The sequence below is a fragment of the Actibacterium sp. genome (genome assembly GCF_055134745.1).
In genome coordinates, this window is the sequence record NZ_JBSRVX010000012.1 from 1 (window position 1) to 11,273 (window position 11,273).

At 63.2% G+C, this 11,273-nt stretch carries 11 protein-coding genes; 4 read left to right on the top strand and 7 right to left on the bottom strand.

Annotated features, from left to right (window positions below; genetic code table 11):
- Nucleotides 1-1,450: FMN-binding glutamate synthase family protein (locus tag ACTCHC_RS02260; RefSeq protein WP_463020827.1), on the bottom strand; the 1,450-nt coding region annotated here is incomplete at its 3' end.
- Nucleotides 1,451-1,799: 349 nt separating this feature from the next.
- Between ACTCHC_RS02260 and ACTCHC_RS02265 the strand changes: the two genes are divergently transcribed.
- Nucleotides 1,800-2,309: a hypothetical protein gene (locus ACTCHC_RS02265; RefSeq protein WP_463020828.1), complete on the top strand. Its 510-nt coding sequence runs from the start codon at nucleotides 1,800-1,802 to the stop codon at nucleotides 2,307-2,309.
- Nucleotides 2,310-2,316: 7 nt separating this feature from the next.
- On the opposite strand, the gene ACTCHC_RS02270 is transcribed toward ACTCHC_RS02265, so the two are convergent.
- The 5 genes from ACTCHC_RS02270 to ACTCHC_RS02290 are packed head-to-tail and all read right to left on the bottom strand — an operon-like array spanning nucleotide 2,317 to nucleotide 7,375.
- Nucleotides 2,317-3,132, bottom strand: a complete 816-nt coding sequence (locus tag ACTCHC_RS02270; RefSeq protein WP_463020829.1) for a sugar phosphate isomerase/epimerase family protein — start codon at nucleotides 3,130-3,132, stop codon at nucleotides 2,317-2,319.
- A 12-nt stretch (nucleotides 3,133-3,144) separates the two neighbouring features.
- Nucleotides 3,145-3,762, bottom strand: coding sequence for an NIPSNAP family protein (locus tag ACTCHC_RS02275; RefSeq protein ID WP_463020830.1), 618 nt, complete (start codon nucleotides 3,760-3,762; stop codon nucleotides 3,145-3,147).
- A complete protein-coding gene (locus tag ACTCHC_RS02280) occupies nucleotides 3,759-5,510 on the bottom strand; it encodes an FAD-dependent oxidoreductase (protein ID WP_463020831.1) in 1,752 nt (583 codons plus the stop codon). The genes ACTCHC_RS02275 and ACTCHC_RS02280 overlap by 4 nt, the downstream gene beginning before the upstream one ends.
- A 3-nt stretch (nucleotides 5,511-5,513) precedes the next feature.
- Nucleotides 5,514-6,329, bottom strand: coding sequence for an IclR family transcriptional regulator (locus ACTCHC_RS02285; RefSeq protein ID WP_463020832.1), 816 nt, complete (start codon nucleotides 6,327-6,329; stop codon nucleotides 5,514-5,516).
- Nucleotides 6,329-7,375 carry a Gfo/Idh/MocA family protein gene (locus tag ACTCHC_RS02290; RefSeq protein ID WP_463020833.1) on the bottom strand — a complete coding sequence of 349 codons (1,047 nt, stop codon included), beginning with the start codon at nucleotides 7,373-7,375 and terminating at the stop codon, nucleotides 6,329-6,331. The genes ACTCHC_RS02285 and ACTCHC_RS02290 overlap by 1 nt, the downstream gene beginning before the upstream one ends.
- A 144-nt stretch (nucleotides 7,376-7,519) precedes the next feature.
- Here ACTCHC_RS02290 and ACTCHC_RS02295 point away from each other — a divergent pair, with 144 nt between their 5' ends.
- The 3 genes from ACTCHC_RS02295 to ACTCHC_RS02305 are packed head-to-tail and all read left to right on the top strand — an operon-like array spanning nucleotide 7,520 to nucleotide 10,989.
- Complete coding sequence (locus ACTCHC_RS02295) at nucleotides 7,520-9,238, top strand: FAD-dependent oxidoreductase (RefSeq protein ID WP_463020834.1); 1,719 nt, start codon at nucleotides 7,520-7,522, stop codon at nucleotides 9,236-9,238.
- On the top strand, nucleotides 9,235-10,161 hold the full coding sequence (locus tag ACTCHC_RS02300) for an NAD-dependent epimerase/dehydratase family protein (protein ID WP_463020835.1): 927 nt from the start codon (nucleotides 9,235-9,237) through the stop codon (nucleotides 10,159-10,161). Before ACTCHC_RS02295 ends, ACTCHC_RS02300 begins: the two co-directional genes overlap by 4 nt.
- A gap of 21 nt (nucleotides 10,162-10,182) precedes the next feature.
- A complete protein-coding gene (locus ACTCHC_RS02305) occupies nucleotides 10,183-10,989 on the top strand; it encodes a shikimate dehydrogenase family protein (RefSeq protein WP_463020836.1) in 807 nt (268 codons plus the stop codon).
- 72 nt (nucleotides 10,990-11,061) lie between these two features.
- Here the strand turns inward: ACTCHC_RS02305 and ACTCHC_RS02310 are convergent.
- Nucleotides 11,062-11,273 (bottom strand): hypothetical protein (locus ACTCHC_RS02310; RefSeq protein ID WP_463020837.1); only part of this gene is annotated, 212 nt, incomplete at its 5' end.

Consider the following 11,273-nt stretch of genomic DNA (forward strand, 5'->3'; position numbering starts at 1 on the left):
TCGGGCGCGACGACCCGTCAGGCTGAACCAGCCGCACATGGCGACGGCGCAACTGTCGTGGTTCTGTCACCCCGACCGAATGGGCGATCATCTCGACCTCGCCGATCACCGATCTGGCATAGCGGGCCACGCGGGTGTACTTTCGTTCGACCACCAGCCCCTTTTGCAGATGTGGATCATGGGTGGTGATGCCGGTGGGGCAGGTGTTGCGGTTGCACTTGAGCGCCTGAATGCAGCCCAGTGAAAACATGAACCCGCGGGCCGAGGTTACGAAATCGGCCCCCGCCGCGATGGCCCAGGCCACATCGCCTGGATTGACCAGCTTGCCGCTGGCAATCAGCCGGATGCGATCCTTGAAGCCGTAAACATCGCGCAGATCCGAGACCATCAGCAGCGCCTCGCGTATGGGCATCCCGACCAGATCCAGCAGGGGCATGGGGGCCGCGCCGGTTCCACCTTCGCCGCCGTCGATGGTGATGAAGTCCGGCGCGCTGTCAGAACCGCGTTCGCGGATCAGCCGAAACAGGTCATGAAAGGGCTCCGATCCCCCGACCACGGTCTTGAACCCCACGGGCTTGCCCGTCACCGCCCGAATGCGGCTGACCAGATCCAGCAGATCGCCCCAGCAATCGACATCAATATGGCGATTGGGTGAAATACTGTCCTTGCCCACAGGGATACCGCGGATTTGCGATATCTCGTCATTGACCTTTGCGCCGGGCAGTATGCCCCCCTTGCCGGGCTTGGCACCCTGCGCCAGCTTGATCTCGAACATCTTCACTTCGGCATGTTCTGCGATCATCCGCAGCTTTTCGTCGGACAGGTTGCCCAACTCGTCACGCACGCCGTATTTGGCGGTTCCAATCTGAAACACGATATCGCACCCGCCCATCAGGTGATAGGGCGACAACCCGCCTTCGCCGGTATTCAGCCAGATCCCCGCCTGTGCAGCGCCGCGGCTCAGGGCCTCCACCGCAGGTTTGGAAATCGCGCCATAGCTCATCCCCGAGATGTTGAAGATCGACGGGGCCACATAAGGCTGGCGCGCGGTCGGGCCGATCATCATCGGTTCGGTGGCCGCGAACTGGTCATCGATCGGCGGAAAAGCGGCGTTCACGAAGATGGGCGTGCCCACGATATTCAGGTTGCGGGTCGAACCAAAGGCCACGGTGTTGCCCTTGCCTTCGCCGGCACGGGCCACCCAGTCGCGCTGGGCGCGGTTGAACGGCATTTCCTCGCGGTCCATCGCAAAGAAATACTGGCGAAAGAATTCACCCAGTTCGGTAAACAGATACCGAAACCGCCCGATCACCGGATAATTGCGCCGGATCGCATCGCCGGTCTGGGCGCGGTCGATGATGAACAGGATCACCGCGAGCAATGTCAGAACGCCGAGTGCCAGCACAAAACCCAGCGCCAGCAATTCCAATGCGCGTCCTGCCCAGCTCATGTTCATTCTCCTTTATATCGGCCGCCGTTTCGCGACAGTATGGCGATATCGCGCGATATACGACAGCCCCGACACGGTGGCGTGACAAATTCGGATTGCGCGGCGATATCGCTGTATCGGTGGCAATTGGCCGCCCATTCTTGCCACGCAGCCAATTCGGGCTGGCCATCGTCCCAAAAAAGCCACATTACTTTTTGAAAAATAATCAAAAGCAGGTCCCGCATCCGATGGCGGGCAGCAGCAGCAGGCGAGTGGCAGAATGCCTTTGGCAGAACACAACCATGCCCCTAACCGGGCAGGGGCGGCGCATGAGAATGCGCACCGCGCAGCACAGGCGAACAAACCGCGCATGGTCATCGTTCCGGCGCGCTTCAAGGCGCATGAAAGGCATGGCCTTGCGCCCCGCTCTCATCGCAAGGACAGCGCAACGCCGGCCCAGTTGGCGGCCAGAGCCGATCTGTATGAGGCCCTGTTCAAGGTCTTTGCCAGAATCTTGCCGGATATCGACCAAGGCGCGGATGCCGGCACCGGTGAAACCTTCGAGGCCGCCGTCATGCGCATTCTGATCGAGCGACGCGAGCGGATCGCGGCGGCCGTAAAGGCAAAGGGCGCGGATGAGTTCGTCTTTACCTTCAAGCCCGCCCAAAAGGCCGAGGTGCAATCGCTTCAGCCGCTGATAGAGCGCGCGGGCATGACAATGTCTGTCACGCAGGACACGTTTGTTTTTGCCTCGGCCGCGCCCTCGCAGCCACAACGACGCGGTGTTGTGACAGAGACGACCCCGACCCCGACCCCGGCGCCGCAGGCTGCGAACAAACCACGCCGCCGCCGTCTGTTTTTGCGCAGACGATCCGCCTGACCCGAGATTATGAACGGCCGGCCCGCGCCAGCACCTCGCGCGTGGCAGCGATGGCGCGTCTGGCGCGCTCCAGCGGGGGCACAGTGCGGGCCAGCATGTGCTGTGGCACCTCGACACTGATCGGCGTGCCGTCGGGCAGGGCAGATACAATCGCCACAAGGTCGATACCGCCGGTGCCGGGCAGCATCCGCTCGGCCCGGGCGATCTGTATCAGCCCGGCATCTGACGGATCATAAATGGCGGGGCCATCGCAAAGCTGGGCATAGTTGATCAGGCGTGGCGGCAAGGATCGAATATCGTCGATGCTGGACCCGGACCTGTCGAAATGCAAGGCGTCGATCAACACGCCGCCATTGGGCCTGTCTGCGTCGGCGACGATCCTGTGCGCCTGTGCCAATGTTTTAACCCCGGTCCAGGGCATGAATTCCAGATCGGCGGTCAGATCATACTGCGCAGCCAGATCGCAGAATGCCGCGAAGCTGTCGGTGATGCGGGCATGATCGTCATCGTCGCCAGCCACCAGAACATGTCGCGCCTGCAATCGTGCGGCCAGATCACAGAACGGCTCGAATCCGGCGATGTCACTGTCCGGGCCCAGGCGCACGATCTCGACATCGGCCATTGTGACGGGGCTGTCGCGCAAGGCCGCGATAGTGGCGCGTTGATAGGCCGGATCGGTCATCACCGGATACGGGGCCTCACCCCCGGCTGGGGTCAGGCGCAGGCCGATCATGTCATAACCGGCCTGTTCGGCGATCGCGATGGCATCCAGCGGGCCGACATCGAATGTTGTCAGGAACGACAGCGACAGTGGATGTGGCATTGCGGCCCCCAGTCATTTCAGTGGTGAAAAGGCCATCGGCATGGCGATGGTCGACGTCATGTTCGGCGTCAGCCAGTCCGGCCCGCCTTTTGGCGGCCAGTTGCCATCTGCCACCGATTCTCCGCGCGCCCTGGTGCGGTCGGCCAGGCTGCGATAGGGCCATATCTGGGTGACGCGCGGCGCGCCATCCAGCCCGTACATGGCAATGGTCAGCGGGGAATACTCCAACCGTTTTGGCACAGCATCGCGCCATTTATCCATCGTCGGGGCGATGCCGTTCAGCCGTGCGGTATAGGTGCGGAATTCATAGAACGGGCCAAAATCGCCGGGCTGAATGGCAGGTAGAAAATCGAAGGGTTTATAGCTGTCGAACCGCATATCGACCAGAAGCTCGGCACAGCCCATCGGATTGTCCGACAGCAGGGCGCGGTCGCGTTCGGCCATCATCTGATCCAGGCTGTCAAACCCGCGCAGGATCAGAACTTCGTTCAGATCTCCGATGTCGGGCGTGAAGGCCCCCAGCAGCGTGCCCTTTGCATCTGGGCCGTTCAGCCAGGTCTGCAACGCCGGTGCCGCCTTGCCCGCGCCAAAGATCACCGTCTTCAGCGTGGCGATTTCATAATAGGTCATGGGGCTTCTCCTGTTGTTTCGGGTGTGTCTCGGGGCTGGGGCGGATGGCCGGCCAGCGTTCGACCGATGACATAGCCAAAGGTCATCCCCGGCCCCAGCGTGATCCCGCCCGACGGATAGTGCCCGCCCATGATCGAGGCCATGTCATTGCCCGCCGCGAACAGGCCAGGCACCGGCTGGCCACCGGCGTCCAGCACGCGCCCGGCAGTATCGGTTTTCAGACCCGCGAATGTGCCCAGACTGCCCGGAACGATACGCACCGCATAGAACGGGCCGCGCGTCAGCGGACCAAGGCAGGGGTTGGGACCATGATCCGGATCGCCCTGCACCCGGTTATAGGCGCTTTCGCCACGATGATATTCGGGATCTGCGCCAGAGTTGGCCGACGCATTGAAGGCGGCAACCGTTTCCGCAAGCCTGTCCGCTGGCAGATCGCAGGCCACGGCAAGTTCGGCAAGCGAGGCCCCACGCTTCAGGTACCCGCTGCGGACCGCGCGGCCCAAGGGGAACGGGAACGGTTTCGACCATCCCAGCCCATATCTGCGCTGGGCGCGATGATCGCAGATCAGCCAGGCATGACTGGGCTCATCGGGACAACTGCGCGCAAACAGCGCCTGCATGAAATCATAATAGGAATCCGCTTCGTTCACAAAGCGCCGCCCGGATGCATCGACGGCAATGATGCCGGGCTTGGCGCGCTCTACCAGATGCGGGAAATGGTGAAATCCGCCCCGCCCATCGGGCACCAGCGATACAGGCGCCCAGGCGCCGGGTTGTTCCAGATCCATGTCCACCAGCCCGCCCGCGATTTCGCCAAGGCGCAAGCCATCGCCGGTATTGGTTTTGGGCGCGGCTGAAAAATGCCCGTTCCCATCGGGCGCATGTCCGAAACTGGCGGCAATGCGGGCGGGGTCGTGTGGAAAGCCGCCCGTGGCCAGCACCACACCGCGCCGCGCCGTGATGTTCACTGGTTTTCCCGCATGCATGACGCTGGCACCTGTGACCTGTCCGTCTTGCCGGATCAAGCCGGTGGCAGGCGCGTCGGTCAGCAGGCGCACGTGCAGATCCTGCGCCGATTTCAGCAGGCGGCCGACAAGGGCATTGCCATTGACCAACCGCATCGACCGCCCATGCAGCGCCAGATCGCGGACGTGCCGCAACAGGCGCCCCGTGACATATAATGCCGACTTGGGCCGCCGGGTGGCATTGAAGAAATGCGCCATCTCCGCGCCGCTGGCGATTCCCATGCCCCACAGGCTGATGACCCCGAGCGGCGGGCGCAGCTTGTCGATCAGCTGCCCAAGCTGGCGCGCGTCAAAGGGTTTGGCTGATACCGATCGACCGCCTTTGATATATCCGGGGCTTTCATGGAAATCCGGTATCCGGTTGCCGTCGATCCATTCAACAGCTGTATGGTCACGAAAGAACCGCACCATCTGTGGCCCGTTTTCCAGAAAGACCTCCAGTCGGGGGTCTGCGGCCCGATTTCCCAGCTCGCTTTGCAGATAGCGGTGCGGCGCGGACGCGGGCTCGTCAATGCCGGCCTCGACGGCCAGCGGGTTGCGCGGGATCCAAAGCCAGCCGCCTGACCAGGCGCTGGTTCCCCCCAGATAGGCGGTCTTTTCGGCCACGATGACCCTTAGCCCGTGATGGGCCGCCGTTATCGCGGCCGCCAGCCCGGCCGCCCCCGACCCGACGACCAGCAGATCGCATTCTTCAGCGCCATGATATGTTGATGGGGCGGACAACTTTCAGCCTCTCCCTTCGGCAGAGGTACTTTGCAGATGCCTGAAAAACGAAGAGGCCGCGGAGGCCTGTCCGATCTCGTCGGCGGCCTCGCGCAGGGCCGGTGCCAGTTCCTGCATCCGCTCGGGCGTGACCCGCACGGCTGGCCCGGCGATCGACAGGCAGCCAATGGCGGCGGCGCTGCCCGGCCCACGAACCGGCATCGCCATCGCAGCCATTCCGTCAATATAGCTGTCGATCGCGATGGAATACCCGCGGTCGCGCGTTTCCTGAAGCAGGGCCAGAACCTCGGTCATCCTTGTCGGGGCTTTCGGCCCGACAGGCACCTGCGACTGCAAGCCCTGATCCGAAATCATCTCAAGCGCCCGTTCGTCAGACAGGGTGGCCAGCAAGGCGCGTCCGCCCGCGCTGGAGGCCAGATGCACCACGACCCCCTGTTCGCGGCCCGGATCATACCGCAAACCCGATGTTGCCCCCTGCGCCACCGCCACCCAGACAAGCGAACGGCCATCAAGCACGCTCAGCCTCACCAGTTCGCGCGACTGGCGGGCCAGCCGGTCCAGGATGGGTTGGGCGATATCCGTGACACCTGTCTTGCCCAGAAAGGACAACCCCAGCGCGGCCAGTTTGATCGTCAGGGCATAATCACCCTGCGCGCGAACCTGCCGCACATAGCCCATCTGCGACAGGTCTTTCAGCAACCGGTGCGCAGCGCTGGCGGGCATGTTCAGATCCTGCGCGATCGTGCTGACCTGCAGCCCGTCGGGATCCTGCGACAGACGTTCAAGAATGCCCAGCGTGCGCTGCATCACACCCGACATCAGCGCGCCCCGTCCAGCATGACACGGGCACCGCTGGCCGCCGATTGCTTCATGGCTTCGATCACGCGCAGGTTTTCAATTCCGTCGCGCAGCGTCACCATCGGATCGGCCTTGCCCCGGATGACCTGACCGAAATGCCGCAACTGTTCGTTATAGGTGTTCTGATGCCCGTGGCGCAGCTTGCTGCGCGTCATCGGCCGGGTCCAGTCGGGCGTTCCCTTGTGCTGCCACCATGTCAGGTCAGGCAGGCTGAAGCCCGCCCTGGTGCCGCTGAAACTGTGCGAGCTGACGGGATGCGCGGGAAATCGGCCCGGATTTTCACCCGAGGTCAGATCCCACGCCCAGGGCCCGTTGGCCGCATCGGACAACGCCGCCGCCACAAGCCCGCCCGAGGCCTGTTCCAGCAGCACCGCCGCTGTATCCTCGACCGGCAGATCGCGCCGGGCACTGGATGCAACAGCCATGACCGCGCTGATGTCGCCAAAGAAATGGCGCAGCAGATCGACCTCGTGGATCATGTTGATCAGCAGTGGCCCGCCATTGCCGGGTTCGCGCCGCCAGGCAAGATCGAAATAGCTGTTGGGTTTCATCAGCGAAGAACTGACATTGGCCATGACCAACGTGCCGAAATCGCCCGCCTCGATCCGGGCCTTCGCGGCCTTGATGATGGGGTTATGGCGGCGATGATGCCCGACCAGCGCCGGTGTTCCGCTTTTGCCGCCTTCGTCCAGCAGGCGCTGGGCCGCTGCAGTGGTTTCGGCAATTGGCTTTTCGATCAAGACAGGAATGCCCGCTGCCAGCAGGTCGATCCCCATCGGCACATGCAGTGCGTTCGGTGTGGCCAGTATAGCCCCGTCCGGGCGATCGGCGATCACCTCCTCAAGACCCGCGAAATTCTGGCAGCCCAGTTCCCGCGCCAGCCGCGCCCCTTGGTCAGACGGTTCGACAATTCCCGCGAGCGCAAATCCGGATGTCTGGCGGATGGTTTCGATATGCGTGCGCCCGATTACACCCGCCCCGATGACCGCGATACGCAGGTCGCCCATGGCATTCCCCCAGAAAGACTATTCCGGGCCAGCCTAGCAATTCGACACATAAATGGAAGGATTTTTTAAACTTGAAAGACATTCCATAGTGGTTAAGGTATCGACGCCTGCACTTTGGCGGGCGATGGGCCATTGTGGGGTGTCATGGCGGAAACCTTATCGGGCGTGCCTTTTGTTGAAGAGGGTGCCGAATTCGATATCGTCGTTCTGGGTGGCGGTGCCGCGGGCCTGTCGGCCGCGGTTTTCGCCGCGCTGGAGGGGCGGCAGGTATTGCTGGTGGAGCGCACGGAATATCTGGGCGGCACATCGGCGTTTTCCGCCGGCACGATCTGGATTCCCAATACGCGCCACAAGGACAGCGTTGGTGGCGAAGACAGTCCTGAAAAGGTGCTGGGCTTTCTTGATCGCGCCGTTGGCAACCGCGCCCCCCGCGCCTTGCGCGAGGCTTTTGTGGCCAATGGCCCGGCGGCTGTCGACCGCCTGGAAGACGCCACCGACCTACACCTGCGGGCACGGCCGTTTCACCCCGATTATCTGTATGAGCTTGAAGGATCGACCTCCTGCGGCCGCGCCTTGGAGTCAGAGCCGTTTGATGCCAGTGTATTGGGGCGCGACCTGGCGCTGGTGCGTCCGCCGATCCCGGAATTTACCATTCTGGGCGGGATGATGATCGACCGCGACGATATTCCGCATCTGCTAAAGATGGGAAAATCGCTGCGCTCGCTGGCACATTCGTTGCGGCTGGTCGGCAGTTACTACGTGCAAAGGCTGCGCCATGGGCGGGGCACGCGGCTGGTGATGGGCAATGCGCTGATCGCGCGGCTGTTGCTGTCTGCGCGCAAGCTGGGTGTCAGGGTTGTGACCCGGACCCAAGTGACCACCCTGGAACAGGCCGGGCATGGCTATGCCCTGACGATACAGCAGGGCGGGCAGGTGCGGCGGGTGATTGCGCGCTATGGCGTCATTCTGGCCAGTGGCGGTTTTGCGAAACACCCCACACGCCGCGCGCAGATGCTGCCCAGCCCCTTGCCCGATGCCAGCCCGTCGGCCCCCGGCAGCACCGGCGAATTACATGATCTGGTGCTGGAGATGGGCGCCCATTACGCCGACACCTATGCCCAGCCGGTGTTCTGGGCGCCGGTATCGAACCGCAAGCGGCCCGATGGCAGCACGGCATCCTTCCCGCATTTCGTGCTGGATCGCAGCAAGCCGGGCATGTTCACCGTCAACAGGCACGGGCGGCGGTTCGTGAATGAAAGCTGGTCGTATCACGATTTCGCCAGCACGATGTATGCCCGGAACAAGGACGGCGACACAATCCCGGCGTTCATGATCGGCAATGCAGATACGGTACGTAAATACGGCATGGGCATGGTGCGGCCCGGCACCAGGAACATGCAGCCGTTTCTGGACGACGGATACCTGACGCGGGGCGACACGCTGGCAGATCTGGCCGCAAAGCTGGAGATCGACGCCGCCGCCCTGGCCGAAACCGCCGAACGGATGAACGGCTTTGCCAAGACCGGCGTCGATACCGATTTCGGGCGCGGCAGCACCGTATATCAGACCGCGAATGGCGACCCGACGCACGGGCCGAACCCGACATTGGGCCCGGTGGGGGCGGGCCCCTATTTCGCGTTGCGGCTGTGGCCGGGCGAGATCGGGGCGGCCAACGGGTTGGTCACCGATGACCACGCACGGGTGCTGCGCCGCGACGGCACGCCGATTGCGGGGCTGTATGCCTGCGGTGCCGATATGGCGTCGATCATGGGCGGGGTCTATCCGGGGCCGGGCATCACGCTGGGGCCGGGGATCGTGTTTGGCTATATCGCCGCGCGCACGGCCTGCGGGGTTGAGGGATGAGCCGGGTTCTGATCACCGGCGGCACCGGCTTTCTGGGGGCCTGGGTTAGCCTGGCGCTGATCGGGCAGGGGCACCAGGTGCGGGTGCTGGATCTGGCGCCCCAGCCGGGTAATCTGGACTTTGTTCAGGATGGGCTGTCGGGCAAGGTCGAGATACGGCAGGGCGATATTCGCGATCTGGATGCAGTCGATGCCGCCATTGCGGGCTGTGATGCGGTGGTGCATCTGGCCGGGCTGATGACGGTGGATTGTGCCGCCGATCCCATTCGGGCGATCGCGATCAACCTGACCGCCAGTCAGTATATCATCGCCTCGGCAATCCGGCAGGGGATTGGGCGACTGGTCTATGCCAGCACCGGCGCGGTTTACGGCCCCGATGATCCCGTGAACCCGGCGCCGATGTCACATTACGGGGCGCTGAAACTGGCGCTCGAAGGCTTTGCCCGCGTCGCCGCCAGGGATCACGGCCTGCGCAGCGTCGGGTTTCGCCCCTATATCGTTTACGGCCCCGGCGAAAGTTCGGGCCTGGCGGCGGGGCCCAGCATTGCCTTGCGCGCCGCGGCCACGGGCCAGCCCGCGCAGATCGGGTTTTCCGGCAATGTGGGGTTTGTTCATGTGTGCGACGTGGCCGCCGCAATGGCCGCCGCCATTGCCGCCCCGGTTGATGGGGTGCAGGTTATCGACATGGGCGGTGAATACGGATCGGTCGCCGGTTTCGTCGATCAGTTGCGAATGCAAAGTCGCGCCGACAATATCACCATCACAGGCGCGCCGTTCCGCATGCCCGACCGGCTGGCCGGTGGTGACCATGCCGCATGGTTCGATGCCCTGCCGGTGACGGGCGTCACTGAAGGAATAGAAATCACGCTGGCGCATTGGGCCGCACGCATGGGCCGGGCGGCATTCACCAAGGCAGGCGGATGACCCGCCCGGAAAGGATTTGATATGGACCTGCGGCTTGATGGCGAAACCCGACTGTTCCCCATTCTGGGCGACCCGATCGCGCAGGTTAAATCGCCCACCAGCCTGTCAGAAAACCTGATGCGGCGCGGCGTGAACGCGCTTGTGGTGCCCATGCATGTGGCGCCTGATGATCTGGCGGCTGTCATGCGCGCGCTGCGCCATGTTCAGAACCTGGACGGCATCGTCATCACCGTGCCGCATAAATCGGCGGCGCTGGCGCTGTGCGATCTGCCATCTAAACGGGCGCAATTCGCCGGTTCGGTCAACGTCATGTATCGCCGCGACGATGGTAAATGGGTGGGTGATAATACCGATGGGCAGGGATGCCTGGACGGGATCGCCGCGCTGGGCTTTGACGTGGCGGGCAAGCGGGCGCTGCTGGTCGGGGCTGGCGGCGCCGGATCGGCCATTGCGTTCGAGATATTGCAGCGCGGCGCAAGCCATCTGTCGATACATGAGGCCGACACCGCGCGCCGCGATGCGATTGTGGCACGGCTGGATCGCGTCTTTCCCGGCCGCGTGGGCACAGGCAGCGCCGATCCCACCGGCCATGACCTGATCTGCAACGCAACGCCCGTCGGCATGCGCGCGGGTGATCCTCTGCCGATTCTGGCCGACCGGCTGCGTGCCGGCCAGTTCGTGGCAGATGCGATCACCAAACCCGAAATCACGCCCATGCTGCAGGCTGCGCGGGCACTGGGATGCCCGACCATGCCCGGCCTGGGAATGTTCAACGCACAGGCTGATCTCCTGGTCGATACATTGCTGGGCAACAGGGCGGTGCTGTGACATGCGCTGCAACTCCGGCCGCGGGATGCCAGGGTTGTTTGCAGGTTCGCGGTAATGCGCCAAAACGTCCGATCAAAGAAAATGTGCCAGACGCCATTTTCCAAGGCACTGAAAATAAACGATAAAATTCTGATTTTCAAAAAACTGCAATATTTCCCGAAAAAACCTCTTGCGAGTCGTGATGTGTGTCCGTAAATAGCCCCTCACCGGCGGCGCAGGGATGTGCTGGCGGGTCGGGGTTCGGGTTGAATGATCTGGGTTTCGGTAAAAAATCTGAGGCAATT

What these genes read in the sequence shown, in the direction of transcription:
- ACTCHC_RS02265 (WP_463020828.1), top strand. Translation starts at nt 1,800, where the DNA reads ATGGTCATCGTTCCGGCGCGCTTCAAGGCGCATGAAAGGCATGGCCTT.
- ACTCHC_RS02270 (WP_463020829.1), bottom strand. Translation starts at nt 3,132, where the DNA reads ATGCCACATCCACTGTCGCTGTCGTTCCTGACAACATTCGATGTCGGC.
- ACTCHC_RS02275 (WP_463020830.1), bottom strand. Translation starts at nt 3,762, where the DNA reads ATGACCTATTATGAAATCGCCACGCTGAAGACGGTGATCTTTGGCGCG.
- ACTCHC_RS02285 (WP_463020832.1), bottom strand. Translation starts at nt 6,329, where the DNA reads ATGTCGGGTGTGATGCAGCGCACGCTGGGCATTCTTGAACGTCTGTCG.
- ACTCHC_RS02290 (WP_463020833.1), bottom strand. Translation starts at nt 7,375, where the DNA reads ATGGGCGACCTGCGTATCGCGGTCATCGGGGCGGGTGTAATCGGGCGC.
- ACTCHC_RS02295 (WP_463020834.1), top strand. Translation starts at nt 7,520, where the DNA reads ATGGCGGAAACCTTATCGGGCGTGCCTTTTGTTGAAGAGGGTGCCGAA.
- ACTCHC_RS02300 (WP_463020835.1), top strand. Translation starts at nt 9,235, where the DNA reads ATGAGCCGGGTTCTGATCACCGGCGGCACCGGCTTTCTGGGGGCCTGG.
- ACTCHC_RS02305 (WP_463020836.1), top strand. Translation starts at nt 10,183, where the DNA reads ATGGACCTGCGGCTTGATGGCGAAACCCGACTGTTCCCCATTCTGGGC.